The organism is Streptomyces sp. CA-288835, from assembly GCF_050936385.1.
Classification (GTDB): Bacteria; Actinomycetota; Actinomycetes; order Streptomycetales; family Streptomycetaceae; genus Streptomyces.
The window spans coordinates 7,527,574-7,553,894 of record NZ_JBNJMW010000001.1 but is presented as its reverse complement, the minus strand read 5'-3'; the positions used below and the strand labels follow the sequence as shown (position 1 = coordinate 7,553,894).

Below are 26,321 nucleotides of genomic sequence, written 5' to 3'. Positions count from 1 at the left end.
CACCGCCCACTCAGCACCGCACGCCACCTTCCAGTAGCGCCGCACACCACCACTGAGTAGCGCCGCACACATCACCCAGCACCAAAGCCAGGAGCCGCCATGCCTACGTCAGCCATGCCCGAATCCGCTCCCCCGGCACCGGAAAGCCCGCCCCCCTCCGGATCCGCCCGGCCTCGTATGACCCCCCGCTCCATCCTCCTGTGGACCGCCGTCGCCCTGGTCGGCGCCGTCTGCTGGGGTGTCCTCGCGCTCTCCCGGGGCGAGGAGATCTCCGCGGTCTGGCTGGTGCTGGCCGCCCTCGGCTCGTACGCCATCGCGTACCGCTTCTACAGCCGCTTCGTCGCCCGGCGCGTACTGAAGCCGGACGACAAGCGGGCCACTCCCGCCGAACGCCTCGAGGACGGCGTCGACTTCCAGCCCACCGACCGCCGGGTGCTGCTCGGCCACCACTTCGCGGCCATCGCCGGCGCCGGACCACTGGTCGGGCCCGTACTCGCGGCGCAGATGGGCTATCTGCCCGGCACGATCTGGATCGTGGCCGGCGTGATCTTCGCCGGGGCGGTGCAGGACATGGTGGTGCTGTTCCTGTCGATGCGGCGGGACGGGAAGTCGCTCGGGCAGATGGCCCGTGACGAGATCGGCCGGGCGGGCGGGGCGGCGGCCTTGATCGCGGTGTTCGCGATCATGATCATCCTGCTCGGTGTGCTGGCCCTGGTCGTCGTCAACGCCCTCGCCCACTCCCCCTGGGGCACCTTCTCCGTCGCGATGACCATCCCCATCGCCTTGTTCATGGGCTTCTGGCTGCACCGGATCCGGCCGGGCCGGGTCGTCGAGACCAGCCTGATCGGTGTGGCGCTGCTGCTGCTCGCGATCATCGGCGGCAGCTGGATCCAGGACTCCTCGCTGGCCGACACCTTCACGCTGAGCCCGACGACCCTGGTGTTCTGCCTGGTCGGATATGGCTTCGTCGCCTCCGTACTCCCCGTATGGATGCTGCTCGCGCCGCGCGACTACCTCTCCACCTTCATGAAGATCGGCACCATCGCGCTGCTCGCGGTCGGAGTCGTCGTGGCCGCGCCCGTCATGCGTGCGGAGGCGGTCAGCGACTTCGCCTCCTCGGGCGCGGGCCCGGTCTTCGCGGGCTCCCTCTTCCCGTTCCTGTTCATCACCATCGCCTGCGGCGCGCTGTCCGGCTTCCATGCGCTGGTCGCCTCCGGTACGACTCCGAAGCTGATCCAGAAGGAGTCGCAGGTCCGGATGATCGGCTACGGCGCCATGCTGATGGAGTCGTTCGTCGCGATCATGGCGCTGATCGCCGCGGCCACCCTCGAACCCGGCCTGTACTACGCGATGAACGCACCCGCCGGGCTCCTCGGCACGACCGCCGAGTCCGCCTCGCAGGCGGTGGCGGGCCTCGGCTTCAGCATCACCCCCGACCAGTTGACCCAGGCGGCGAAGGCCGTGGAGGAGCAGACGCTCATCGCCCGTACCGGTGGTGCGCCGACCCTCGCGGTCGGTATGTCGGAGATCTTCTCCGGGGTGTTCGGCGGGGCGAGTATGAAGGCCTTCTGGTACCACTTCGCGATCATGTTCGAGGCGCTGTTCATCCTGACGACGGTCGACGCGGGCACCCGGGTCGGGCGCTTCATGCTCCAGGACATGCTCGGCAACGTCTGGAAGCCGATCGGCCGGGTCACCTGGAAGCCCGGGATCTGGCTGTGCAGCGGACTCGTCGTGGCCGCCTGGGGCTACTTCCTCTACACCGGCGCCACCGACCCCCTCGGCGGAATCAACCAGCTCTTCCCGCTCTTCGGCATCGCCAACCAGCTGCTCGCCGCCATCGCCCTCACCGTCTGCACCACCGTGCTGATCAAGTCCGGGCGGCTGCGCTGGGCCTGGGTCACCGCGGTTCCGCTGGCCTGGGTGGTCGCGGTCACCTTCGTCGCCGGCTGGCAGAAGATCTTCTCCGACGACCCGCGCATCGGCTTCTTCGCCCAGCGCGACCGGTACGCCGACGGCATCGACGCCGGCGAGATCATCGCGCCCGCCAAGACCCTCGACGACATGCACACCGTGGTCACCAACTCCACGGTCGACGGCGTCCTGATCGCCCTGTTCCTGCTCCTGGTCGCCGTGGTGATCGTCAACGCGGCGGTGGTCTGCGTACGGGCCATCCGCTCGCCCGGTTCGCTACCGACGACGGAGGCTCCGTACGTCGAGTCCCGCATCGACGTCCCCGAGCAGGCGGACGAACCGCTGGTGGGAGCCCGTACATGAGCCTGCCGTCCATGAACGCCCGGCACTGGACCAAGGGCGTGCGCTGGGTCCGCTGGTACCTGCGCGAGCTGACAGGCGAGGCGGAGTACGACCGCTACTGCGCCCACCACCGCCGCCGACACCCGGACGCTCCGCTGCCGAGCCGCCGCGAGTACGAGGTCCTGCGGACACACCACCGGGAGAACCACCCGCAGAGCCGCTGCTGTTAGCTCCGCTGGTGGTGCAGTGATTCATCCGCGGGCCGGTGGGGGCTGGTCGCGCCCACGCGGCGGAGCCGCAAATTGATACAGCCCCGCGCCCCTAGGGAGGCCGCAGGCCTCTCAGGGGCGCGGGGAACTGCGCGACAAGCCACGACGTACCCGCAGATACGAACCGCCCCTTCAAGCGGAGCGCCCGGCTTCCGGTCAACGGAATATCCAGCAGGGGCTGCCCGTTGGGGCTGCTGCGACAGGTTCGTACGAGACGTACGACAGTGCACAGCACTCGGAAGGAGTCGGAGCCGATGACGGACAGCGCCACGACTGGGGTTCGCAGCAGTTCACCCAAGGAGGCGGTCGGGCGGTACGGCATTTGGAGTCCCGGGCTGCGTTCGGAGGATCCGGCACAGCGGAGCGAGATTGCCGAGTCCGCCGCCGAGCTCGAACAACTCGGCTTCGGCGCCGCCTGGTTGGGCGGCAACAGCGCGGTACAGCACGCCGTGCCGCTCATCGAGGCGACCTCACGGCTGACCGTGGCGACCGGCATCCAGAGCATCTGGCAGTACGAGGCTGCCGACACGGCCGCGCGTTTCGCCGAGCTGGACGCGACGCACCCAGGCCGGTTTCTGCTCGGACTCGGGGTGAGTCACGCCAAGCTGGCGGACCAGTACCGGCGCCCGTATGCGTCCATGGTCGGCTATCTGGACGCCTTGGACGCCGCCGGACTGCCCGCCGAGCGCCGGGTCCTGGCCGCCCTCGGCCCCAAGATGCTGAAGCTGTCCGGCGATCGCGCCGCCGGCTCGCACCCGTACCTGGTCACTCCCGAGCACACCGCGGACGCCCGCGAGATCCTCGGCGAAGTGCCGCTGCTCGCACCGGAGTTGAAGGTCGTCCTGGAGACGGACCCGGACCGCGCACGCTCGCTCGCCCGCGGCGCTCTCGCCATGTATCTCACCCTGCCGAACTACACCAACAGCTTCCTGCGCTTCGGCTTCACCGAGGACGACTTCGCGAACGGCGGCAGTGACCGACTGATCGACGCGCTCTTCGCCTGGGGCGACGACGACCGCATCCGCGAGCGGATCGACGCCTTTTACACCGCGGGCGCCGACCATGTGGCCTTCCAAGTCGTCACCGACCAGGACGGCTTTGCCCTCCCACGCCCCGAATGGCGCCGCCTGGCCGAGCTGTTGACCTGACGGCGACGGGGTTACGAGCCGACTGTCGGGCGTGGTCCCGTGGTCCCGTTCCCAGAACGGCTGAGCGACGACTGGGCAACGGTCGTCGCATTCGCTGGAGCAGGCTCGGCACGGGATGTGACGGTGAGGCGCATGAAGTCGCGTATCGCCTTGTCGGCCGCCGCCACGTGCGTCGTACTCGCCCCGCTCACCGGATGCGGCAGCGACGGAACGAGCCGCGAACCGTCCCCCTCGGACGGTGGGGCATCGGCCGCCCCGGTCCCCAGCGCGCCCGCCGAGAGCCGGCCACCGACGCCGGGGAAGGGGTCGAAAGACCCCGACGACATCAACGGCGACGGTCATCGCGATCTCCTGGTTCCCGTCGGGGTCGGCAGCGAGCCGGAAACCCCCGGCCGCGAAGAACGGATCGGTGTGGTCTACGGATCTGCCAAGGGCCTCGATCCGGCGACCCGCACGGTCTACGGCCGCGGCGACCTGGGCCTGCCCGGTCTGCCGCCGGGGCAGGCCGGTCCCGACAGTGTTTACGGGCAGTCCTTCGTCACCGCCGATCTGGACGGCGACGGGTTCCCGGACTTCGTCACGAGCATCGCGAGGGAGGAGGCGAAGGAGGGCCAGATCTGGGACCAGCGCATGGTCCCGTACGTGGCGTGGGGCAGCCCTTCAGGACCGCGAACAGGCGCCGAGACAACCGAGGTACGGCTGCCGCAGAACGTGGCCAATCTGGGCGTAGGCCTCGTGGAGCGCGGCGACTTCGACGGCGACGGACACCACGACCTCGCGGCACTCGCACAGAACGAGTCGTCGCTGGTGGTGCTGTACGGCCCGTTCACGCGCGCGGGTGCACCCGCGCGCACCGACACCACCCTCCCCTGGTCGGACGGCAAGCTCATCGCGGACGACATCGACCCGACGGGCAAGACCCGCGCGACGTCTCTACTCCTCCAGGGCACGAACGACGGCGAACAGTCCGCCAACACCCTCTACTCCGCCCGCCAAGGCGAGGGCCCGTCCCCGAACGTCAGGCAACTCCGCCGCGGAAACGCCCACGCCTGGGGCGACTTCGACGGCGACGGCCAACGCGACGTAACCATCGGAGACGACGGCGGCCGCAACAACGAACCGGGCTACGAATCGGAGGCCCCCGAGGTCGACGGCTCACTCACCGTCTACCCCGGCACCGGCGCCACACCGATCACCCACCGCCTGCCCGAGCCACCCGAGAACGCAGAAACCGACTACGGCCCAGGCGACTTCGCAGCCGCCGACCCAGACGGCGACGGCCGCGACGGCATCCTCGTCGCCACATACGAAAACGCCACACTCATAGACGGCAACAAACGCACCCCGGTCCTACGCGAAGGCCCAGCCAAGGCCGACGGCAAAAAGATCCCACCGAAATGGCGCCACGCCCGCCCAGCAGGAGCCGCCGACTTCGACACCGACGGCAAGGACGAACTAATCCTCAACTGGGCCGCAGACTCCCTATTCGGAATCTACGGCCAGCACCCCACCCACTGGTGGATCACAGACGGCACGACCACCCAAGACAAGGTGTCATTCACGACGACGAGCTTCGCCCCGCCCGGCTCTTGAGCACTGATTGCCGGGCGGGGCGGGATCCCGAGGGGGGCCTTGTTGAAGTGCGCTGCGGTATGGCGCCCCTTCAGGGGCGCGGGGAACTGCGCGACCAGCCACAACGAACCCGCAGCCGTCGAACTGCCTAACCAGCGGAGCTATTCGGCATAGTAGGTAGCGTCCTGCCGGTCAAGGCTCGTACTAATCGGCTGGATGTACATCAGGTTCTCGTAGTGCCGGATGTAGCGGCCCGGGAAGTTGTACGACTCGAAGGAGACACCGCTCGCGGTGTCGGCGAGGCCCGCGCGCCGCGAGAAGGTGGCGTCGTTCTTGAAAGTGGTCGACCCGTCGTTCTTCTCCACCCACAACTCATAGTTCTTGTGCCGCAGGAAGTACCCGGGAAAGTTAGCCGACTCCAGGGACACGGTCCCGCTCCCAGCAAGACCGGCAACAACCCGAAACTGCGAGTCGGCAAGATTCGTAACGTTCGGCTCAAGCTTCGCCCGGTACTCCCAGTGCCGGATATACCGGTCGGGGAAGTTGTACGAGGAGAACCGCACCGGAGTCACCCCGTCCGCGACCGGAATGCCGAAGTTCGGCGTACCGTCCGCATTCCAGTAAAGCTTCTGGTAACGAGTCCGACGGTTCGGGTCGTTCAGCGGATCGCCGCTGATGTCCTTGTAGTTGCGGTCGTGATAGACGATCACGTCCGACTTCCCGTCCTCGGAGACGGTGAAGCAGTTATGGCCGGGCCCGTACTGCCCGGTGGCGTCGTTGCTCCGGAGGACCGGCTGCGAACTCTTCGTCCAGGAGCCAGGGTTGAGCAGATCGGCCGAGGCAGAGGCGGTCAGCAGACCGAGGCAGTAGTTGGCGTCGGTGGCGGCGGCGGAGAAGGCCATGAAGACCTTGCCGTTCCGCTGGATGACGGCCGGGCCCTCGTTGACGCGGTGGCCCACGGTCTCCCAGGCGTGGGTCGGCGTGGAGATCCGTACCGGAGTGCCGGTGATGGTCCACGGGTTGGACAGCTTCGCGAGATAGAGGTTGGTTCCGCTGCCCACGGCCGGATCGTTCTGAGCCCAGCTCAGATAGCGGCTGCCACCGACGACGAAGGTCGTGGCGTCCAGCGAGAAGGTGTCCAGCGGCAGGGCGATCCGCCCCTTTTCCGTCCACGTCCCGGTCAGCGGGTTGGCGGAGCTGCTCTCCAGGACGTACGGCCGGATCTTCCAGATGTCGTCGGCGGCACCGGCGGCGAAGTAGATGTACCACTTGCCGCCGATGAAGTGGATCTCAGGGGCCCAGATGTGGGCGCCCATCTCACCGGTCGAGTGCTTGGTCCAGATGGTGGTCTCCGGGGCGGTGGACAGGCCCTGGAGGGTGGTGGCCCGGCGCATCACGATCTTGTCGTACGCGGGCACGGTGGCCGTGAAGTAGTAGTAGCCGTCGGTGTGTTTGTGGATGTGGGGGTCGGCGCGCTGCAAGGCGATCGGGTTGGTGAAGGTCACGGCGGGCGAGGCGGGGGCGGCGGCGTACGCGGTGCCGCCCACGGCCAGTACGGCCGGCCCGGCGGCCATCGCCGTGGCCGCCCCGGCGAGGAAGGTTCTGCGTCTCATGAGGGTCTCCTGATCAGACAGGGTCAGGCGGAGGTCACGCGGTGGTCAGGCGGAGGTCACGCGGTGGGTCAAGCCGCGGTCAGGCGGTGGTGGGCTGGAGCCGCCACTGCTGGCAGTTGTTGTTGAGCCAGCTCCACTGGCGTACGTCGTTGCCGTTGGCCGTGCCGCAGTTGGCGACGTCCATGACCTTGTTGGTGGCTGCGCTGACGATCCGCACGTAGTCGCCGCCGGTGTAGACCATGCGGAACTTCTGGCAGTTGTTGTTCAGCCAGGACCACTGCCGGACGTCGGCGCCGTCGGCCGTGCTGCAGTCGGCGATGTCGGCGACCTTGCCGGTGGCGACGTTGACGAGGCGGCTGGTGTCGTCGGCGCGGTCCTCGATGCGCCACTTCTGGTTGGCCCCGCCGTTGCAGGTCCACTGGAAGATGTTGGCGCCGTCGGCGCTGCTGCCGCCGTTGACGTCGAGGCACTTGCCGCTGTTGCGGTTGACGATGGTGTAGGCGTTCGGGGTCGTGGCCGTCTCACCGGAGGGGCCGGCCATCGTCGTACCGAGGCGGGCCGGGGTGCCGAAGTTCGGGGTGCCGTCGGCGTTCCAGGTGAACTTCTGAGCACGGGTCGTACGGCCGTTGTCGCAGCCGTCGCCCGCCGCGTCGTTGGCGTGGTAGACGATCCAGTTCTCGGTGCCGTCGGGCGAGGTGAAGAAGCCGTTGTGGCCGGGCCCGTACACGCTGTTCGCGTCGCTGCGCTGGAAGACCGGGGTCTGCTTCTTGGTCCAGGAGGAGGCGAGGAGCGGGTCGGAGCCGGTCAGTTCAAGCTGGCCGAGCTTGTAGTCGGGGCCCCAGCAGGCGCTGGCGGAGTAGATGAGGAAGGTGCGGCCGTTGCGGTAGAGCGGCTCGGGGCCCTCGTTGACCGTGCCGCCTTGTGTCTCCCAGCTCAGCGTCGGGCTGGAGATCACCGTGAAGTTGTTGCTGGCGAGGGTGTACGGGTTGCTGAGCGGCGCGATGACGAGGCTCTGCTTGCTGCCGCCGGCCGAACCGCTGCCCACGAGGTACAGCTTGTTGTTGTGCTTGAGCACGCTGGCGTCGATGAGCCAGCCGTTGGGGTCCAGGTTGGAGCCGGTGAAGGTGTTCTTGTGGGTGTACGGCCCCATCGGGTCGGAGCCGGAGCTCTCCAGCACATGGGTGCGCTGGTCGTCGCAGCAGGCGGAGTCGCGTGGCCCGGCGGAGTAGTACAGGTACCACTTGCCGTTGAAGAAGTGGATCTCCGGCGCCCACATGTTCCAGTTGCGGCTGCTGGTGTTGTCCGACCAGACCTGCACACTGGGCGCGGTGTTCAACCCGGCGAGCGTCGGTGACTTACGCATGGTCAGCTCACCGGTGAACGAGGTCGTCACCAGGTAGTAGTTGCCGTTGTAGTACTCCAGCCACGGGTCGGCGCCCTTCTGCGCCTTGACCGGGTTGGTGTACGGCCGGCCCTCGGCGGCGGTCCCCGGCCGAGCGGTGACGAGCGACCCCAACAGGGCCAGCAACGCCGCCCCGAGGATGAACCAGTGGCGTGTGCGGAACACGGTAAGTCCCTTCTGGGGGCGGGAGTTGAACGGCATCCCGGACCATGGCGACATCAGGCGTTCACAGACGTTCGAGATCGCGAACACTGTGCGTAACTTCGACCAGAAGGTAGAGGTGAGGCGGATGGAGCGTCAATGGATGCGACGGGTTTGATTTCGATCAGTTTTCCGGGACGTGACGGCTCCCCGGAGTGTGGCTGCTCTCTTGGATGCGAGAGGCCACTGGATGCGAGAGGCCACTCGATGCGAGGGGCCACTTTTTTGTTATCGCCCGCGGGCTCGTGCGTCTCCAGTCCGTACGCATACGCATCGGCACGCACCCCACCCCCTGAGGACCGAAGCCGTGAGAGCAGAGATGAACCGCCGGAGCTTGCTGAAGATCGCCGGGACGGCCGCGGGCGCGGCAGCCATCGGCGCCGCCGTCCCCGCGGCCTCCGCGTCAGCGGCAGGCACGGCGTTCGCGCACCCCGGCCTGCTGCACACCCGAGCCGACCTCGACCGCATGGCCGCCAAGGTGAAGGCGGGCGCGGCCCCGTACACGGCGGGCTTCGCCAAGCTCACCGCCAACCGCCACTCGCAGAGCACATGGCGGCCCAACCCGCAGGCCACGGTCTACCGGGGCGAGGGCCATCCGCAGAACTACACGATCCTCTACAACGACATCCACGCGGCGTACCAGAACGCCCTGCGCGGCCATGTCACCGGCGAGGAAGCGCACCTGGACACCGCCGTCGCCATCCTCAACGCCTGGTCCGCGAAACTGACCGCCGTCGAGGGCTCGGCGGACCGCTTCCTCGCGTCCGGCCTCTACGGCTACCAGTTCGCCAATGCCGCCGAACTCGTCCGCGACCGCGTCGACTTCGACCTGGCCCGCTTCCAGAAGATGATGCTGGAGGTCTTCTCGCCGCTCGCCGAGGACTTCCTCAGGAACCACAACGGCGCCGTCGTCTCCAACTACTGGACCAACTGGGACCTGGCGAACATGGCCTGCGTCCTCGCAGTCGGCATCCTCTGCGACGACCAGGCCAAGGTCGACACCGCGGTCGAGTACTTCAAGCACGGCGAGGGCCTGGGCGCCATCAAGAACGCCATCCCGGTCGTTCATGAGGATGACGGCCTCGCCGAGTGGGTGGAGGCGGGCCGCGACCAGGGCCACGCCCTGCTGGGCATAGGCCTGATGGGCACGTTCTGCGAGATGGCCTGGAACCAGGGCATCGACCTGTACGGCTACGACGACAACCGCTTCTTCAAGGCCGCCCAGTACGTGGCCAAGTGGAGCATGGGCGGGGACGTGCCGTTCACACCCAACACCCGCGCGAAGGGTGCGATCAACGGCTGGTCGGGCTCGGAGACCGTGAGCGAGGCGGCCCCCGTGGATCCGGCCCATACCCGCCCCATCTGGGCCACGATCGCCAACCACTACACCAAGCGCCGGGGCCTGTCCGCGTCGTACCTGACCCAGATCGCGGCCAAGTCGGCACCCGAGGGCGGCGGTGGCGACTACGGCCCCAACAGCGGCGGCTACGACCAACTCGGCTTCGGCACCCTGGCCTTCACCCGAGACCGCTCCACCAAACCGGAGTCCCCAACCTCCCCGGCGGGTTCGCCTTCCCCCGCGTCCGGCTCCAACTCCGGCTCCGACTCAGGCGCCGCCCCCACCTCACCGTCCCCCTCCCCCAGCCCTCAGGGCGGCAGGGACGGCGACCTGGCCGCCACCGGTTCCTCGGACCTCCCGGCCTGGACCGCCGCCACCGGCCTCACCGCCGTCGCGGGCGGCCTGCTCCTCCTACGGCGCCGGGCCCGCGCGAACCGCGACGTCCAGTGACGGGGCATCCGGGCCCCTGAGGGCCGGACCGCACCGATGGGGCTCTGCCCGGGCCGTACGGCCCGGGCAGAGCCCCATCGGCGTGATCTGCGCCACTTCTCGCTGCTGAGCAGTGATGTTTCACGGATGGAGCGCGCTTGATCCATCGCTACCTGAGTGACAGGTGGTTCTCATGTGAGGCATTTCTAGGGGTGGGGCAAGTTGAGTCCACGCAAGACCCATGCGTACACACCGCTGAGTTTGAAGCGAAGAGCATGGCTGACGATCGGTGCCGTCCTCGTGGGTGGCGCGGGAGCCGTCACGTACGCCATCGCAGACCCGGCGGCGAAGCCGGACGACGCCCGGGCCGCGCGCAAACCCGCCGTGCACACCGTGAAGCTGAAGGACAAGGGGGCGGGGCGCAAGGGCCTGGACAAGCAGGGCACGGACCGTTACAGCGCGGTCATGCTGACCTGGGACAACCCGCACGCGAAGCTGAAGGGCACGCCCGAGGTCCGCTACCGGGCCACCGAGACCGGTGACTGGTCCGGGTGGCAGAAGGTCAATGACGTCGAGTTCTCCGCCGACGGAGCGGAGGCCGAGCGGGCCGGCATGCGCGGCGGCACGACCTCCCTGTGGACGGACGAGGCCGACGGCCTCGAGGTACGGATCGTGAACGCGGACGGCACGCTCACCACCGGCCTTCCGGCCGGCCTGGACGTCAAGCTGCTCGACCCCGGCACCGACCCCAAGGGCCCCGCGGACGTGCCCGCCGAACCCGCCGCGTACGCCGAGGACACCACGGCCGCGCCCACGCCGACCGACACGCAGACCCCGGGCGACCCGGCCACGCCGACCGATACACAGCCCCCCGGCGACCCGGCCACGCCCCCCAGCGACGCCCCCACGCCCACGGACTCCGAGTCCCCGACGGCCTCCCCGTCGCCCACCGACACGATCCCAGCCCCCCGGCCCTCCACGGTCGTCAAGCCACCGGTCATCACCCAGGCCGAGTGGGGCGCCTCGACCGACTACAACGGCACGCCCGAGTACGGCGCCGAGATCAAAGCGGCCGTCATCCACCACACGGGCATGGACAGCGACAACAAGATCTCCTGTGGCCAGTCCCGCCCCCGGATGCGGACCATCCAGCAGGAGCACTTCGCCCGCAACTACTTCGACCTCGGCTACAACTTCGTCGTCGACAAGTGCGGCCAGATCTTCGAGGGCCGCAGCGGCGGCATGGACCTCCCGGTGATCGGCGCCCACGACGTGGGCTTCAACACCAACACGCTCGGCATCTCGTACATCGGCAACTACGAGACCGCCAAGCCGAGCCGCGCCGGCCTCGAGGCCATCTCCCGGATCGTCGCCTGGAAGTTCGGCATGTACGGCCTCGACCCGAACGGCACGGTGACGCTGACGTCCGGCAGCCCCAAGGGCCAGGACGGCAACCTCGTCGAGAAGGGCACGTCGATCGAGCTGCCCCGCGTCTTCGGCCACCGCGACACCAACGCGACGGCCTGCCCCGGCGCCAACCTCTACCCCAAGCTCGCCGAGATCCGCCGCTACGCGGCAAGCGCCGGCAAGAACTCCGCCGTCCCGACCGCCGACTTCAACCGCGACGGCATCACCGACCTGGTCGCCGGAGTACCGAAGGCCTCGGGCAGCGTCGGAAACGTGGTCGTCGTTCCCGGCGGCCCGGACGGACCGGTCGCCGGCGCCAAGGTGAAGCTCACCCAGTCCAGCCCGGGAGTCCCCGGCGACTCCGAGTCCGGCGACAGCTGGGGCGCGTCGACCGCCTGGGGCGACATCAACGGCGACGGCCACGCCGACCTGGCCGTCGGCGCGCCGGGCGAGGACGACACCTCCGGCAACGCGGAGCGCGGCTCGGTGACCATCTTGTACGGTCCCGGCTTGAACTCCGGCTCCTCGTACGCCACTTCGGGTGTCACCGCGGCCGGCGCCAAGCTGGGCTCGGCCGTCACGGTCGGCGACTTCAACGCCGACGGCAAGGCCGACGTGTTCGCGGCGGGCACCGGCAAGGGCGGCAACTGGAACGTCCACCTGACCGGCGGCGCCACCCAGTACGGCACGCTGACCACCGCGACCGGCTCCGTCGGCTACGTGGACGCCGCCACGGGTGACTTCAACCGCGACGGTTACGCGGACGTGGCGCTCAACTACCGCGACACGTCCGGCATCGGCCGCGTCACCTGGTTCAAGGGATCGCCCACCGGCCTGACCAAGGTCAGCGTCCTGTCCGTCAAGGGCGGCCGCTCCCTCGCCGCGGGCGACATGAACGGCAACGGCTACGACGACATCGTCATCGGCCAGCCGTACACCGGGGAGTCCGGCGGGGCCTCGGGCGGCCAGGTCACCATGGTCCCCGGCACATCCACCGGCTTCACCACCACCGGCATGCGCACCGTCCACCAGGACACCACGGGCGTACCGGGTGCCAACGAGTCCGGTGACGCCATGGGCTGGTCCGTCTCGGCCGGCGACTACAACCTCGACGGCTACGCGGACGTCCTCACCGGCCTCCCGAACGAGGACATCACCCGCGACGGCGCCAATCAGTCCAACGCGGGCACGACCCTGCTCCTGAAGGGCACCTCGACCGGCCTGACCGGCTCCGGCGCACTCGGGTACTCCCAGGACACGTCCGGCGTCACCGGCTGGACCGAGCCCAACGACAAGTTCGGCTCCTCGGTCGTCCTGCAAGACCTCTCCGGCTTCGGCCGCGCCGACCTGGCCTTCGGCGCCGAGGGCGAGAACAGCTACGACGGCACCCTCTACCAACTGGACTCGGGCAGCACCGGCATCGCCACCAAGTACGGCGTCTACTACGGCCGAGACACCCTGGGCACTCCCGCGGGCGCGTACCTGGGCCAGGCCCTGACCCCATAACCCGTAAACCGCAACCACGCCCGCACATCACCAGGGTGGGGCCCTCCACACGGAGGGCCCCACCCTGCTGCGTCTGCTGCCGCGTCGGTAATCCCCTGGCACAAGCCCTTGACACGCTCTCGGAACGGGGCTGATAGTACCGAGAACTTAAAGCGCTTTAAGACGGGGAAGTTCGCCGCGCTGGGCACCCGCTGATCCGCCCGCCTGATCACCTCGTCTTCCACTTCCAGAAAGGCACCTTCATGCCCCCATCCGCCAAGCCCCTCTCCGTCGCGGTCATCGGAGCCGGCATGGCAGGCCGTAGCCACGCGGCCGGTTACCGCAACGTCAACACGGTCTTCGGTGCCGGTCTGCCGCCGGTGCGGCTGGCCGCTATCGCGGACGCCAATGTCGTACTGGGCGAGGACGCCGCCCGTCGCTATGGGTACGAGAAGGCGCTGCCGAGCTGGGAGGCCGTCGTCGAGGACCCGACGATCGATGCCGTCAGCATCGTCGTCGGCAATGACCTGCACCGCCCGATCGCGGAGGCGCTGGTCGCCGCGGGCAAGCATGTGCTGTGCGAGAAGCCGCTGGCCGGATCGCTCGAAGACGCCCGCGCCATGGCCGAGTTGGAGCGCGGCGCCGAGGTCGTGACCGCCGTCGGGTACACCTTCCGCCGCTCCCCCGGTATCGCCGCGATCCGCGAGCACGTCCAGCGCGGCGAGCTGAGTGACCTGACCCTGTTCAGCGGCCGGTACTGGTGCGACTACGCGACCGACCCGAACGGCCCGCTGACCTGGCGTTTCCAGGGCGGCCCCGGCTCGGGTGCGCTCGGGGACGTCGGTTCACATGTCATCGACATCGCCGAGTACGTAGCCGGGCCCATCACCTCGGTCTCCGGAGCGACGCTGGCGACGCAGATCCCCAAGCGGCCCCTGCCCTTGGGCGCGGTCGTCGGGCACAACGCGGCGCCCGTCTCCGACGAGTTCGGCGAGGTCGAGAACGAGGACACCGCATCCTTCACGGCCCGCTTCGAGTCCGGGCTCGTCGGTACGTTCTCGATGTCGCGCACCGCTTTCGGATTGCCGAACGGGCTCGCCTTCGACGTCCTGGGCCTCGGCGGCCGGGCGGCGTTCGACCAGCACCGGCCCGCCGAGTACCTCTTCGACGACGCCCAGCCCGAGGCCCGTACGCGAGGCGCCCGGCAGATCATCGCCGGGCCGCAGCTGCCGTACTTCGCGGGCGGCGTCCCGATGGAGGCGCCGGGGGTGGGCGCCAGCAATGCCGACAACTTCACGTACCAGGCCCGGGCGTTCCTCGACCAGGTCGCGGGTGTCACCGAGCCGCTGCCGGCCTGCGCCACCTTCGCCGACGCACTGCGGACCATGGAGATCATCCAGGCCGTCGTCGAGTCCTCCCGGAGCGGCGGCTCCGCCGTCACGGTTCCGCCCGCCGCCTGACCCGCACGTAACCCCCACCTACAGAAGGACCTTGACACGTGGCTCTCAAGCTCGGCGCCTACACCGCCTGCCTGCACGACCGCACCGTCACCGAAGCCCTCGACATCCTCAAGGAGAACGGCCTGACCTCGGTGGAGGTCAACACCGGCGGCTTCATCCCCGCCCCGCACTGCCCGGTCGACCTGCTGCTGTCCTCGGCCACCGCACGCGCCGAGTACCTGGCGACATTCGCCGACCGCGGCATGGAACTGACGGGTCTGAACTGCAACGGCAACCCGCTCAACCCGCTCCCCGGGGTGGGCCCGAAGCACGCCGACGACCTGCGCCGTACGATCCGCCTCGCGGGCCTTCTCGGGGTGAAGCACGTCGTCACCATGTCCGGCACCCCGGGCTCCGACCCCGACGCCAAGTACCCCTCCTGGGTGGTGAACCCGTGGGACGGCGTCTACATGGACGTACTGGACTACCAGTGGGGCGTGGCCGTCGAGTTCTGGAAGGAGATCGACGCGCTGGCCCGCGAGAACGACGTCCGGGTCGCCATCGAGATGCACCCGCACAACGTCGTCTTCTCCCCGGTGACCTTGAAACGGCTGGTAGACGAGACGGGCGCGACGAACCTCGGCGCCGAGATGGACCCCTCCCACCTGATGTGGCAGGGCATGGACGTCGTGGCCTCCATCAATTGGCTGGGCCCGCTGGTGTTCCACGCGGCGGCGAAGGACGCCACGTTCTGCCCCGGCGCCGACATCCGCGGCGTACTGGACACGTCGTTCACCCGCGTCCCCGCAACCGCCCCCGACAAGGTCCCCACGGGCTACGACTTCTGGTGCAACGCCTGGCCGGAGAACCCCGCGTGGAAGTTCGTAGCCGTAGGCCTCGGCCACGACGTCCCGTACTGGACCGACTTCCTGCGCGCCCTCGCCGACATCAATCCCGACATGGCGGTCAACATCGAACACGAGGACGCGGCGTACTCCCAGACGGACGGCCTCGCGCTGTCGGCGAAGAATCTGCATGGCGCGGCGGCGGGGGTGTAGGACACCGTCACCCCGCCCCCGCCCTGTCAGCTCCCCAGCGCCCCCAGCACCACAGACCTCGCCTCCTCCTGGACCTGCCGCAGATGATCCGGCCCGAGGAAGGACTCCCCGTAAATCTTGTACACGTCCTCGGTGCCCGAAGGGCGGGCCGCGAACCAGGCGTTGGCTGTGCCGACCTTGATGCCGCCGAGGGCGGCGCCGTTGCCGGGGGCCTCGGTGAGGACTGTAGTGACCGGGTCTCCGGCGAGGGTGTCGGCCGTGACCTGTTGCGGGGACAGCTTCGCCAGCAGGGCCTTCTCCTCGCGGGTGGCCGGTGCGTCGACGCGCGCGTAGGCGGGGGCGCCGAAACGGTCGGTGAGCTGGGCGTAGTGCTGCGAGGGGGACTTGCCCGTGACCGCCGTGATCTCGGAGGCGAGCAGGGCCAGAATGATGCCGTCCTTGTCGGTGGTCCACACCGAGCCGTCGCGGCGCAGGAAGGACGCGCCCGCCGACTCCTCGCCGCCGAAGCCGAGCGTGCCGTCGGACAGGCCGTCCACGAACCACTTGAATCCGACCGGCACTTCGACCAGCTGCCGGCCGACGTCCGCCGCGACCCGGTCGATCATGCTCGACGACACCAGGGTCTTGCCGATCCCGGCCCCCGCGGGCCACTGCTCCCGGTGCGAGAACAGGTACGAGATCGCCACGGCCAGATAGTGGTTGGGGTTCATCAGCCCGTCCGGCGTGACGATGCCGTGCCGGTCGGCGTCGGCGTCGTTGCCGGTGGCGATGTCGAAGCGGTCGCGCTGCTCGATGAGCGAGGCCATGGCGTATGGCGAGGAGCAGTCCATACGGATCTTGCCGTCCCAGTCCAGCGTCATGAAACGCCAGGTGGGGTCGGAGAGCGGGTTCACCACCGTCAGGTCGAGCCCGTGCTGTTCGGCGATCCGGCCCCAGTAGGCGACCGAGGCGCCACCGAGCGGGTCGGCGCCGATGCGCACGCCGGCGGTCCGGATCGCGTCGAGGTCCAGGACGTTCGGCAGGTCGGCCACGTACGTGCCGAGGAAGTCGTAGCGGCTGGTGCCGCGTGCGGCCAGAGCGCGGGTGTAGGGGATGCGTCGTACGTCCTTCAGGCCGCCGGTGATGATCTCGTTGGCGCGGTCCTGGATCCAGGAGGTCGCCTCGGAACCGGCGGGGCCGCCGCTCGGCGGGTTGTACTTGAAGCCGCCGTCGGCGGGCGGGTTGTGCGAGGGGGTGACCACCACGCCGTCGGCGAGGCCGGAGGTGCGGTTGCGGTTGTGGGTGAGGATGGCGTGCGAGAGGGCCGGGGTGGGTGTGTAGCCGTCGGTCTCGTCGATGAGGACGGTCACGTCGTTGGCGGCGAACACCTCCAGTGCCGTGATCCGCGCGGGCTCGGACAGGGCGTGGGTGTCGGCGCCGAGGAAGAGGGGGCCGTCGGTGCCCTGGGCGGCGCGGTACTCGCAGATGGCCTGGCTGGTGGCCGCGATGTGGTCCTCGTTGAACGCCGCCGTGAGGGACGAGCCGCGGTGTCCCGAGGTGCCGAACGCCACCCGCTGCCCGGGCTCGGCCGGGTCGGGATGCAGCGCGTAGTACGCCGTGACCAGACGGGCCACATCGATGAGATCCTCGGGTCCGGCGACCTGCCCCGCTCGCGCATTCTGCATTTCCCGCTCCTCCGCCAAGGGTCGACCGTTTCGTACGGTCCTCATTCGGTCCTCATTCTCTCCTGCCCGGCCCGATCACCGACGTGAGGGAGTGATACGGAGGGTGCGTCCGGGACGCGCAGAACGGCCGAAACAACGGCTGAAACAAGGTCAACTGCCCCTGCGGCGCGGGATAATGGTGTCTTCTCGCGACGTGGCGACCAGGGGAGCGGATCGGTGAACTCTGCCGGAGAAACGGACCGTTGGGGCGTGGGCGGCGGCTGGGGCGGGCGGCATGCGGTCGTCGTGGGCGGGAGCCTCGCGGGGCTGCTCGCGGCGCATGTCCTGGCCGGGCACGCCGAGCGGGTGACCGTCGTCGAGCGCGACCGGTTCCCGGACGGTACGAATCCGCGGCCGGGCGTACCGCAGGGCCGGCATCCCCATGTCCTGCTGGAGGGCGGGCAGGTTGCCCTGGAGTCGCTGCTGCCGGGTTTCCTGGAGGAGCTGCGGGCGGCGGGGGCGCCGCGGGTGGGCATGCCGTCGGACATGGTGATGTGGCAGACCGGGCACTGGTTGCGGCGGCTGCCCGCGTCGACGCACATCTACACCGGTTCCCGCGCGCAGCTCGAGGAACTGGTGCGGCGATGGGTTCTCGCCAACCCGGTGATCAGCGCGGTCGAGGGGACCGATGTCGTCGGGCTCCTCGGTGACGCCGCGCGCGTACGGGGCGTACTGCTGCGGGACCGCTCCGGCGACGCCCGCGGGGAGGAGCGCGCCCTCGAGGCCGACCTGGTCGTCGACGCCTCCGGCTGCGGCACGAAGGCCCCGCAGTGGCTGACGGCGATCGGCGCCGAGGCCCCGCACGAGGAGACCATCGACACCGGGCTCGCGTACGCCTCCCGCGTCTACCGCGGCAAGAGCGGCGTCCTCGACGGCGACACCCGCGGCTACTACGTCTACCCCGACCCCGAGCAGGTCCACGCCGGAGGTGCGCTGCCGCTGGAGGACGGCAGCCATCTGGTCATCGTCTCGGGGCTGCGCGGCGACGAACCACCCACGGACGACGACGAGTTCGAGACGTACGCCAAGAGGCTGCCGCACCCGCTCCTGCACCGATGGCTGGACGAGGCCGAACCGCTCTCACCGCCGTTCGGCTACCGGCGCACCGCGAACATCCGCCGCCGCTACGACCTGCCCGGCCGCCACCCCGCCGGATTCCTCGCCACCGGCGACGCCCTGTGCACCTTCAACCCGATCTACGGGCAGGGCATGGCCGTCGCCGCGATGAGCGCGGTCGCCCTGCGCGACGCGCTGACCGACCCACGCCGAACGCCCACGACGCGGCGCGTGCAACGGGCCATCCTCACGGCGTCCCGGCAGGCCTGGGACATCTCCGCCGGCGCGGACCGCAAGATGCCGGGCGCGATCGGCAACGCGGTCACCACCACGCCCGCGGACCGCGCCGCCGACTGGTACCTGCGCCGGGTCCAGGAGCGCTACCCCGGCGACCCCGTCGTAGGGAACGCCTTCCGCTCCGTAATCACCCTCTCCGCGCCCGTCACCGCCCTGTTCGCCCCACCCGTGGCCCGGGCCGTCCTCTTCAGCCCACCGCTGCCGACGTCCACCGAGCCGCCGACGGCACCGGAGGAAGCGGGGGCCTGAGGGAGGTGCCTTAGGGCAGCGGGGAGCTCGTGTGATGCTGTCTCGCCATGGGGCGGACGCGGTCAGCCTGACTCTTCGCTGACCAGCCGGTCCAGCATGCGCTCCAAGGGTTGGTTGTCGCCCAGGAAGCTCTTGACCGAGGCGTCCTCGTTCTCGTCGCGGGCCAGCGTGAGCCAGCTGATCGGCCAGCCAGCCAGGTCGAGCGGTGAAGTGGGCCCGTCGACGAGTGGGCGCCGCCGGGCCGGGCTGCGTAGCGTCGTCACCAGACGAGGCTTCGTCACAAGACGAGGGAAAGGAGTTCCGCATGACTCCGAAGCAGCCCACGACCGAGCTCGACGCCCGTTACAGCTCCGCGCTCAACCCGCGCCCCGGCGCGGAGAACGTCACCGCCACCGACTGGGCCGAGGCCCAGCGCCGGCTGCGGGCCGCCGAGGTCTTCTGGATCACCACGGTCCGGCCGGACGGCAGGCTGCACGTCACGCCGCTGATCGCCGCCTGGCACGACGGGGCACTGCACTTCAGCACCGGCCCGGGCGAGCAGAAGGCGAAGAACCTGGCCGCCAACGCCCACTGCGCCCTCACCACAGGCCACAACGCACTCTCCTCCAAAGGCCTCGACCTCGTGATCGAGGGCACGGCGGAGCGGGTAACGGATCCGGCGCGGCAGGAGCAGGTCATCGCCGCGTTCGAGGCCCAGTACGGCGACCACATCACCTCACCGGACGGCGTCTTCTACGGCTTCGGCGACGGCATCCGCAAGGGCAACGACCTCCTGTTCGCGGTAGCCCCCGGCACGGCATACAGCTTCGGCCACGACGGCCAGGTGTTCAGCCACACCCGGTACACCTTCTAGGCCGGCACTTCGCGGGTTGGGCGGGCCTGCACGCAAACAGGCCCCCCGGCCCGAGACGCCTTGGCCGTACCCGGCGCCAACGAGGACACTCCGCTGGTCGCGGTGTCCCGATCGGGGGTCACGGTGGACGGGCTGGCTGCGACGTACGGGCCTGAGCAGCTGATGGAGGCATGGGCTCCCGCTGCAAGAGGGATCATGCCGACCCCGGCCACCCGCACCTTGTCAGCCATGCGAACTCCCCTGCAGCCAGCGGGATCTGACCTCCCCCTTGAGGACCTTGCCGACCTTCGACCGGGGGATGTCCGGCCACACCTCGACCCGCTTGGGGGCCTTGACGCTGCCGATGCGGGCCTTCACGAAGGCGCGTACGTCGTCGTCGGTGACGCTCCGTTCAGGGTGGAGCTGCACGACCGCCGTCACCCGCTCGCCCCAGGAGCATCGACGTGCTGACGCGGTTGCCCTTGCACCTGACCGCCAGGACGACCGACAACCCCCGACACATCCCACTGCACTCCAAGTACGGACCCCTGCCGCACAGCAGCCCCAAACCCGCCACGTTTCGACAGCGTCACCTAATTGTTATGGCGGATGACAAATAGCCCCTCCCGCGCTCTGGCGCACGGGCTCCAGAGTGCCATAAGTTCCCGCTCACAACATTCAGCCGGGCGGATCGCCCGACACCCGGCAATTCAGCCGAGAGCTCGCTTCTCGCCTTTCTCCTCACCACCCTCGTGCGTCCGGTCGTCCGGCCGTAACACCAGAAAGGACCCTGCCCATGCGCAAGGGACTCCTCCTCACCGCCGCCTCCGTGGCGCTGGCCAGCTCGCTCACCGCCTGTGGTGGCTCGTCGTCGAGCGACAGTGACACCGGCTCCGGCTCTGGCTCCGACGCCAAGCCGAAGATCGGCGTGATCCTCCCGGACAGCAAGTCCTCGGCCCGCTGGGAGACCGCGGACCGCAAGTACCTCTCCGAGGCGTTCAAGGCGGCGGGCGTCGAGTACGACATCCAGAACGCGCAGGGCGACAAGCAGGAGTTCCAGACCATCGCGGACCAGATGATCACCAGCGGCGTGAACGTCCTGGTGATCGTGAACCTGGACAGCGGCACGGGCAAGGCCGTTCTGGACAAGGCCAAGGCACAGGGCGTCGCCACGATCGACTACGACCGGCTCACCCTCGGCGGCTCCGCCCAGTACTACGTGAGCTTCGACAACACCGCGGTCGGCAAGCTGCAGGGCGAGGGCCTCAGCAAGTGCCTGACCGACATGAAGGCCAAGAAGCCCATCATCGCCACGCTCAACGGCTCCCCGACGGACAACAACGCCACCCTCTTCGCCGAGGGCTACAACGGCGTCCTCGACCCGATGTACAAGTCGGGCGACTACGTGAAGGGCCCGGACCAGTCCGTCCCGGACTGGGACAACGCGCAGGCCGGCACCATCTTCGAGCAGATGCTCACCAGTGAGCCCAAGATCGGCGGCGTGCTCGCCGCCAACGACGGTCTCGGCAATGCGGCCATCGCCGTCCTGCGCAAGCAGAACCGCAACGGCGAGGTCCCGGTCACCGGCCAGGACGCCACCGTGCAGGGCCTGCAGAACATCCTCGCGGGCGACCAGTGCATGACCGTCTACAAGGCCGTCAAGAAGGAGGCCGACGCCACGGCCAAGCTCGCCATCTCCCTCGCCAAGGGCGAGAAGGGCGAGACGAACGCGACCGTCGAGGACCCCGAGGGCAAGCGCAAGGTCCCGTCCGTGCTTGAGACGCCGGTGGCCATCTACAAGGACAACGTCAAGGACGTCGTGGACGACGGCTTCGTCACCAAGGCAGAGCTGTGCACGGGCAAGTACGCCGCCCTGTGCACCAAGGCCGGCATCCAGTAACCCTGACCGGCCGGCCGGACCGTCACACCTGGTCCGGCCTGCCCGACCGCGGGCCCCGGGGCTCCCACCCCCCGGGGCCCGCGCCCTCACGACCGTAAGGAGCCGTCTTCCATGACAGCGTCTTCCATGAAAGCGACCCCGATCCTCCGACTGCGCGGGATCGACAAGAGCTTCGGCGCCGTGCAGGTGCTGCACGACGTGTCCTTCGACGTCCACCCGGGGGAGGTGACCGCCCTCGTCGGAGACAACGGCGCGGGCAAGTCCACCCTGGTCAAGTGCATCGGCGGGATCCACCCGTACGACGCCGGTGAGTACTGGTTCGAAGGTGAGCAGGTCCAGGTGCACAGCCCGCGTGAGGCGGCGGCCATGGGCGTCGAGATCGTGTACCAGGACCTGGCGCTCTGCGACAACCTCGACATCGTGCAGAACATGTTCCTCGGCCGCGAGAAGCGCCGGGGAATCGTCCTGGACGACGCGACGATGGAGGAGATGGCCGCCCAGACCCTCGAAGGGCTGTCGGTCCGTACCGTCAAGTCCATCCGCCAGCAGGTCTCCAGTCTCTCCGGCGGCCAGCGGCAGACCGTCGCCATCGCCAAGGCCGTGCTGTGGAACAGCAAGGTCGTCGTGCTGGACGAGCCGACCGCCGCGCTGGGTGTCGCCCAGACGGCACAAGTCCTCGAACTGGTCCGGCGGCTGGCCGACAACGGTCTCGCCGTGGTCCTGATCTCGCACAACATGAACGACGTCTTCGCGGTGTCCGACCGGATCGCCGCCCTCTACTTGGGCCGTATGGCCGCCCAGGTCAGCACGTCGGACGTGACGCACTCCCAGGTCGTCGAACTCATCACCTCAGGACGCAGCGGGGACCTCGGCCTCGCCCACAGCAACGGAGCCACCGCATGACCGCCGTCGCCCCCGAGAAGCCCGAGCTGCCGGGCAGTCCCGGTATGCCGAAGAAGAACGGAACGGCCGGGACCACGAGTCTGCGCTCGGTCGCCCGGAACTACGTAGAGCGGGTACGGGGCGGCGAGTTGGGCGCCCTGCCCGCCGTACTCGGTCTGATCGTGCTGTGCGTGTTCTTCGCCGCCCTGCGCCCGGTCTTCCTGTCCGAGCTGAACTTCGCCAACCTGCTGACCCAGGGCGCGGGCAGCATCGCCATCGCCATGGGCCTGGTCTTCGTCCTCCTCCTCGGCGAGATCGACCTGTCCGCGGGGTACGCCAGCGGGGTCTGCGCCGCCGTCCTGGCCATCCTGCTCACCGACCACGGCTGGCCCTGGTACGGCGCGGCCGGCGCCGCGATCCTCACCGGCACCGTCATCGGCCTGCTGCTCGGCGTGCTGGTGGCGAAGATCGGCATCCCCTCCTTCGTGGTCACCCTGGCCGCCTTCCTCGGGTTCCAGGGCATCGTGCTGATGCTGCTGAAGGAAGGCACCAACATCTCCATCCGGGACCAGACGATCCTGGCCGTCGCCAACAACAACCTCTCCCCCGCGCTGGGTTGGGTCCTGCTCGCCGTCAGCGTCGGGGCGTACGCGGCGGTCCAGCTCCGGAAAAACCGCAACCGCCGCCAGCGCGGGCTCGCCACCGCCCCGCTCACCCTGCTCGCGTTCAGGATCGGCGGCATGGCGGTGCTCGGTGCGATCGCCGTCCACCTGCTCAACCAGGAGCGCAGCCGCAACGTCATCGTCGACTCGCTCAAGGGCGTACCGATCGTGGTGCCGGTCATCGCCGTCCTGCTCGTCGCCGGTACGTTCCTGCTCCAGCGCACCTCGTTCGGCCTGCACATCTACGCGGTGGGCGGCAACGCCGAGGCGGCCCGCCGGGCCGGCATCAACGTGTCTGCCATCCGGATCTCCGCGTTCGTCATCTGCTCGTCCCTGGCCGCGGTCGGCGGCATCATCGCCGCGTCCCGGGGCAACTCGGTCGACCCCAACACCGGTGGCAGCAACGTGCTGTTGCTGGCGGTCGGCGCCGCCGTGATCGGCGGAACGAGCCTGTTCGGCGGGCGGGGCAGGGTAGTTGACGCCGTGCTCGGCGGCATGGTGGTCGCGGTCATCCAGAACGGCATGGGCCTGATGGGGTACAGCTCAGGGGTCAAGTACGCTGTCACGGGTTCGGTTCTGCTGGTGGCCGCAGGCGTGGATGCCCTGTCCCGTCGCCGGGCCGTACAACGATGAGGTCTGTGGCTCCATGAAAGCCGGTCCCTCGCAGGAGGAGATTCGCCGGCACAACCTCGGCACCCTGCTCCGTCATGTGCACATCGGCGGATCCATGTCGCGGGCCGTACTGGCCGAGCGTATGGGGCTCAACCGCAGCACCATCCTGGGTCTGGTGAGCGAGCTGGGCTCGGCCGGCCTGGTCCGTGAGGAACTGCCCCGCGAGACCGGCAGGGCCGGCCGGCCGTCCCTGGTCGTACGGCCCGAGTCCGACCGCGTGTACGTTCTCGCCTTCGACGTGGGCGTGGACCGGCTGGCCGCCGCGCGCATCGGCCTGGGCGGTGTCTTCCTCGACCGCAGGGAGATCCCCGTACTTCCCGGCCGTCGCGACGCCGACAAGGTGGCCGAGGTACTCGCCGGCTCGGCGCTGGAGATGGTGGGCACAGCCCCGCACGGAACCTACTGCGTCGGCGTGGCCGCCGCCGTCCGCGGAATGGTGCGCCGCCCCGACGGCCTCGTCCGCGCCGCCCCCCATCTGGGCTGGGAGGACGAGGAGTTCGGCGAGGACCTCATGCGCCGACTGGGCCTCGGCCTGCCCGTCTCGGTGGGCAACGAGGCCAGTCTCGGTGCACTCGCGGAGCACCTACGCGGCGCCGGGACCGGCTCCGAGGACCTCGTATACCTGCATGGCGACATAGGCATCGGCGGCGGTGTCATCACCGCCGGCCAACTGCTGGGCGGCGACAGCGGATACGGCGGCGAGATCGGTCACATGGTCGTCAACCCGCGGGACGGCAGGCCCTGTGGCTGCGGGGCCCGCGGCTGTCTCGAAGCCGAGGCCGGGGAGCGCGCCCTGCTGGAGACCGCGCGGCGCGACCCGTCGGCCACCGGCCGGGAAGCCGTACGCGCCGTCGTAGAAGCAGCCGACCGCGGCGACATCACCGCCCGCGCCGCCCTGCACGACGTCGGCGACTGGCTAGGCATCGGCGTCGCCAACCTGGTCAACCTCCTCAACCCCCGCACGGTCATCTTCGGCGGCACCCTCCGCGAGGTGTTCCTCGGCTCGGCCGCCCAAATCCGCAGCCGTATCAACCGCCTTGCCCTCACGGCCTCCCGCGAGAACCTGCGGCTGCGAGTGGGGGAACTCGGCGACGATGCGGTGCTCATCGGGGCCGCGGAACTCGCCTTCTCCGAGATCTTGGTCGGGCCTTTGGAGACGCTGGCTCGGGCGGGGGCGTAGCTGGTACGGCGACGTGACGGGCACGGAGGCCGGATGGTGGGGCTCGCCCCGAATCGCGTCCATGACATCCACCACCGACGAGGCGATCCAGCTCCCGGCGGCCCGGGGCTATGCCGTGACTGCTCCATGGAAGGTCATCAACCGACGTCCGACTGAGCTCGTAGCGCCACCCGGCCTGCCGGGCCTCCGTGAGGCCGTCAACCGCCATCTCGGCGATGTCCTCGGCGTCGGCGAACGCCCGGTGCGCGTATGGGCGGGGTCGGTGGTCGAAGGCAGAGAAACGGCAGACGAGTCGGGCTGTACGCCGGGGACAGGTGCGCGGTGTGCGAGAAGGGCCTCTGAGCTGTGTGGTCTTTCCGGGTGACAAGAGGACCTGCACATTGCGTGCCCGCCATCATCGGGCACTGCGTAAGCCGCCGTTGCGTCATCCGGCTCACAGACCGTGTTCCATCAGCCGCAGCACGGGCGGTGCGCGGGGCGGTGACGTACGCGGTGAACTCGTCCGGTGTGCCCAGGAAGCGGCGGCAGTCAGGAATGCTCAGCAGCAGGCTGACAAGCTGCTCGTAGACCACATTGCCACCCTGTCCTGGCGTAGTTCGTGGCGACCGTCAGCTTATGACTGCTGGTCAGTCCGGTCCGCCGGTCCGAGCTCCTCAGCCGCCGTGGTCTACCGGCCTGTCACGAGCGTGCGGAACAGAGCGCACGTCTCCTTGTCCGTGGAGAAGGAACTCACCGCAAGGCGGGCGACGACGGTGCCCCTCGGCGGCCTTCCAGGCGGCGCCCTACACGCCGTCACGCCACACAGGCGGAGCCTAGGGTTACACAGTTCCAGTCGTATTGTCGGTGACTGCTGATAGATCTCTCAGGGAGCCGCATCGTGAGGAGGATCCGGAAGTGCCTACCGCAGCCGGAGACCCAGAACTGCAGGTGACGGCAACCCGTCAATCCGACCACGCATGTGACGAGTCCCCACCCGAACAGCGGACCCCGCTTCCTCCAGCCCTGTTGACTCACGATCAGGTGGAACGAGAGTGGCGGGTTCAGTGGGCGTACGAAATCCGAGCGCTGAGCAGAACGACACAGGGAATGACGCCTGGGCCGCGACGCAGACGGGTGCGCCACACAAACTACAGAAGTTGTGGCTGCGGCCGGATTCGGCACGAGCCGAGGAAGCTTCCAATACGCCTGCCACGGCATGCGATGCATCATTTCTTTCACGGTGAACCGAATGGAGAATCGACGTGAGCGAAAAGGAAATTCCGGCAGGATG

Annotated in this window: 19 protein-coding genes; 14 read left to right on the top strand and 5 right to left on the bottom strand. The window is 69.2% G+C overall.

Going from position 1 to position 26,321, the window contains the following annotated elements; genetic code table 11:
- The first annotated feature begins 99 nt into the window (after positions 1–99).
- From ACQEVY_RS34085 to ACQEVY_RS34070, 4 genes are all read left to right on the top strand, one after another.
- The gene (locus tag ACQEVY_RS34085; RefSeq protein WP_432953212.1) at positions 100–2,277 is read left to right on the top strand and encodes a carbon starvation CstA family protein; all 2,178 of its coding nucleotides are present in this window, start codon (positions 100–102) and stop codon (positions 2,275–2,277) included.
- A gap of 11 nt (positions 2,278–2,288) precedes the next feature.
- The gene (locus ACQEVY_RS34080; protein ID WP_432955550.1) at positions 2,289–2,486 is read left to right on the top strand and encodes a YbdD/YjiX family protein; all 198 of its coding nucleotides are present in this window, start codon (positions 2,289–2,291) and stop codon (positions 2,484–2,486) included.
- A gap of 293 nt (positions 2,487–2,779) precedes the next feature.
- A complete protein-coding gene (locus tag ACQEVY_RS34075) occupies positions 2,780–3,673 on the top strand; it encodes an LLM class F420-dependent oxidoreductase (RefSeq protein WP_432953211.1) in 894 nt (297 codons plus the stop codon).
- A gap of 132 nt (positions 3,674–3,805) precedes the next feature.
- On the top strand, positions 3,806–5,266 hold the full coding sequence (locus ACQEVY_RS34070; protein ID WP_432953210.1) for an FG-GAP repeat domain-containing protein: 1,461 nt from the start codon (positions 3,806–3,808) through the stop codon (positions 5,264–5,266).
- 140 nt (positions 5,267–5,406) lie between these two features.
- Here ACQEVY_RS34070 and ACQEVY_RS34065 read toward each other — a convergent pair whose 3' ends face one another.
- On the bottom strand, positions 5,407–6,819 hold the full coding sequence (locus ACQEVY_RS34065; protein ID WP_432955549.1) for a family 43 glycosylhydrolase: 1,413 nt from the start codon (positions 6,817–6,819) through the stop codon (positions 5,407–5,409).
- 118 nt (positions 6,820–6,937) lie between these two features.
- Positions 6,938–8,461, bottom strand: coding sequence for a family 43 glycosylhydrolase (locus tag ACQEVY_RS34060; protein WP_432955547.1), 1,524 nt, complete (start codon positions 8,459–8,461; stop codon positions 6,938–6,940).
- A gap of 319 nt (positions 8,462–8,780) precedes the next feature.
- Between ACQEVY_RS34060 and ACQEVY_RS34055 the strand changes: the two genes are divergently transcribed.
- From ACQEVY_RS34055 to ACQEVY_RS34040, 4 genes are all read left to right on the top strand, one after another.
- Positions 8,781–10,250: an alginate lyase family protein gene (locus ACQEVY_RS34055; RefSeq protein WP_432955545.1), complete on the top strand. Its 1,470-nt coding sequence runs from the start codon at positions 8,781–8,783 to the stop codon at positions 10,248–10,250.
- A gap of 240 nt (positions 10,251–10,490) precedes the next feature.
- On the top strand, positions 10,491–13,142 hold the full coding sequence (locus ACQEVY_RS34050) for an FG-GAP-like repeat-containing protein (RefSeq protein ID WP_432953209.1): 2,652 nt from the start codon (positions 10,491–10,493) through the stop codon (positions 13,140–13,142).
- Positions 13,143–13,384: 242 nt separating this feature from the next.
- The gene (locus tag ACQEVY_RS34045; RefSeq protein ID WP_432953208.1) at positions 13,385–14,581 is read left to right on the top strand and encodes a Gfo/Idh/MocA family protein; all 1,197 of its coding nucleotides are present in this window, start codon (positions 13,385–13,387) and stop codon (positions 14,579–14,581) included.
- A 38-nt stretch (positions 14,582–14,619) separates the two neighbouring features.
- Positions 14,620–15,618 carry a sugar phosphate isomerase/epimerase family protein gene (locus tag ACQEVY_RS34040; RefSeq protein WP_432953207.1) on the top strand — a complete coding sequence of 333 codons (999 nt, stop codon included), beginning with the start codon at positions 14,620–14,622 and terminating at the stop codon, positions 15,616–15,618.
- A gap of 26 nt (positions 15,619–15,644) precedes the next feature.
- Here ACQEVY_RS34040 and pgm read toward each other — a convergent pair whose 3' ends face one another.
- Positions 15,645–17,282, bottom strand: a complete 1,638-nt coding sequence (gene pgm, locus ACQEVY_RS34035; RefSeq protein WP_432953206.1) for a phosphoglucomutase (alpha-D-glucose-1,6-bisphosphate-dependent) — start codon at positions 17,280–17,282, stop codon at positions 15,645–15,647.
- Positions 17,283–17,567: 285 nt separating this feature from the next.
- Between pgm and ACQEVY_RS34030 the strand changes: the two genes are divergently transcribed.
- Entirely contained in the window at positions 17,568–18,923 is a 1,356-nt protein-coding gene (locus ACQEVY_RS34030) for an FAD-dependent oxidoreductase (RefSeq protein WP_432955543.1), read from the top strand.
- Positions 18,924–18,985: 62 nt separating this feature from the next.
- Here the strand turns inward: ACQEVY_RS34030 and ACQEVY_RS34025 are convergent, their stop codons facing one another.
- On the bottom strand, positions 18,986–19,204 hold the full coding sequence (locus ACQEVY_RS34025) for a hypothetical protein (protein ID WP_432953205.1): 219 nt from the start codon (positions 19,202–19,204) through the stop codon (positions 18,986–18,988).
- A 23-nt stretch (positions 19,205–19,227) separates the two neighbouring features.
- On the opposite strand from ACQEVY_RS34025, the gene ACQEVY_RS34020 reads away from it, so the two are divergent.
- The gene (locus ACQEVY_RS34020) at positions 19,228–19,776 is read left to right on the top strand and encodes a pyridoxamine 5'-phosphate oxidase family protein (RefSeq protein WP_432953204.1); all 549 of its coding nucleotides are present in this window, start codon (positions 19,228–19,230) and stop codon (positions 19,774–19,776) included.
- Positions 19,777–19,998: 222 nt separating this feature from the next.
- On the opposite strand, the gene ACQEVY_RS34015 is transcribed toward ACQEVY_RS34020, so the two are convergent.
- Positions 19,999–20,283, bottom strand: coding sequence for an AMP-binding enzyme (locus tag ACQEVY_RS34015; protein WP_432953203.1), 285 nt, complete (start codon positions 20,281–20,283; stop codon positions 19,999–20,001).
- A gap of 268 nt (positions 20,284–20,551) precedes the next feature.
- Here ACQEVY_RS34015 and ACQEVY_RS34010 point away from each other — a divergent pair, with 268 nt between their 5' ends.
- The 4 genes from ACQEVY_RS34010 to ACQEVY_RS33995 all read left to right on the top strand — a co-directional run bounded on the left by ACQEVY_RS34010 (position 20,552) and on the right by ACQEVY_RS33995 (position 25,051).
- A complete protein-coding gene (locus tag ACQEVY_RS34010; RefSeq protein ID WP_432953202.1) occupies positions 20,552–21,655 on the top strand; it encodes a sugar ABC transporter substrate-binding protein in 1,104 nt (367 codons plus the stop codon).
- Between the two features lie 126 nt (positions 21,656–21,781).
- Positions 21,782–22,558 (top strand): ATP-binding cassette domain-containing protein, encoded by a 777-nt coding sequence (locus ACQEVY_RS34005; protein WP_328774327.1) that lies wholly within the window; start codon positions 21,782–21,784, stop codon positions 22,556–22,558.
- The gene (locus tag ACQEVY_RS34000) at positions 22,555–23,832 is read left to right on the top strand and encodes a sugar ABC transporter permease (RefSeq protein ID WP_432953201.1); all 1,278 of its coding nucleotides are present in this window, start codon (positions 22,555–22,557) and stop codon (positions 23,830–23,832) included. The genes ACQEVY_RS34005 and ACQEVY_RS34000 overlap by 4 nt, the downstream gene beginning before the upstream one ends.
- 13 nt (positions 23,833–23,845) lie before the next feature.
- Positions 23,846–25,051, top strand: a complete 1,206-nt coding sequence (locus ACQEVY_RS33995; RefSeq protein WP_432953200.1) for an ROK family protein — start codon at positions 23,846–23,848, stop codon at positions 25,049–25,051.
- Positions 25,052–26,321 lie beyond the last annotated feature (1,270 nt).

Bases quoted from the DNA above. Each gene is read 5' to 3' on its own strand.
- ACQEVY_RS34085 (WP_432953212.1), top strand. From the start codon at position 100: ATGCCTACGTCAGCCATGCCCGAATCCGCTCCCCCGGCACCGGAAAGC.
- ACQEVY_RS34080 (WP_432955550.1), top strand. From the start codon at position 2,289: ATGAACGCCCGGCACTGGACCAAGGGCGTGCGCTGGGTCCGCTGGTAC.
- ACQEVY_RS34075 (WP_432953211.1), top strand. From the start codon at position 2,780: ATGACGGACAGCGCCACGACTGGGGTTCGCAGCAGTTCACCCAAGGAG.
- ACQEVY_RS34070 (WP_432953210.1), top strand. From the start codon at position 3,806: ATGAAGTCGCGTATCGCCTTGTCGGCCGCCGCCACGTGCGTCGTACTC.
- ACQEVY_RS34065 (WP_432955549.1), bottom strand. From the start codon at position 6,819: ATGGCCGCCGGGCCGGCCGTACTGGCCGTGGGCGGCACCGCGTACGCC.
- ACQEVY_RS34060 (WP_432955547.1), bottom strand. From the start codon at position 8,461: ATGCCGTTCAACTCCCGCCCCCAGAAGGGACTTACCGTGTTCCGCACA.
- ACQEVY_RS34055 (WP_432955545.1), top strand. From the start codon at position 8,781: ATGAACCGCCGGAGCTTGCTGAAGATCGCCGGGACGGCCGCGGGCGCG.
- ACQEVY_RS34045 (WP_432953208.1), top strand. From the start codon at position 13,385: ATGCCCCCATCCGCCAAGCCCCTCTCCGTCGCGGTCATCGGAGCCGGC.
- pgm (WP_432953206.1), bottom strand. From the start codon at position 17,282: ATGCAGAATGCGCGAGCGGGGCAGGTCGCCGGACCCGAGGATCTCATC.
- ACQEVY_RS34020 (WP_432953204.1), top strand. From the start codon at position 19,228: ATGACTCCGAAGCAGCCCACGACCGAGCTCGACGCCCGTTACAGCTCC.
- ACQEVY_RS34010 (WP_432953202.1), top strand. From the start codon at position 20,552: ATGCGCAAGGGACTCCTCCTCACCGCCGCCTCCGTGGCGCTGGCCAGC.
- ACQEVY_RS34005 (WP_328774327.1), top strand. From the start codon at position 21,782: ATGAAAGCGACCCCGATCCTCCGACTGCGCGGGATCGACAAGAGCTTC.
- ACQEVY_RS34000 (WP_432953201.1), top strand. From the start codon at position 22,555: ATGACCGCCGTCGCCCCCGAGAAGCCCGAGCTGCCGGGCAGTCCCGGT.
- ACQEVY_RS33995 (WP_432953200.1), top strand. From the start codon at position 23,846: ATGAAAGCCGGTCCCTCGCAGGAGGAGATTCGCCGGCACAACCTCGGC.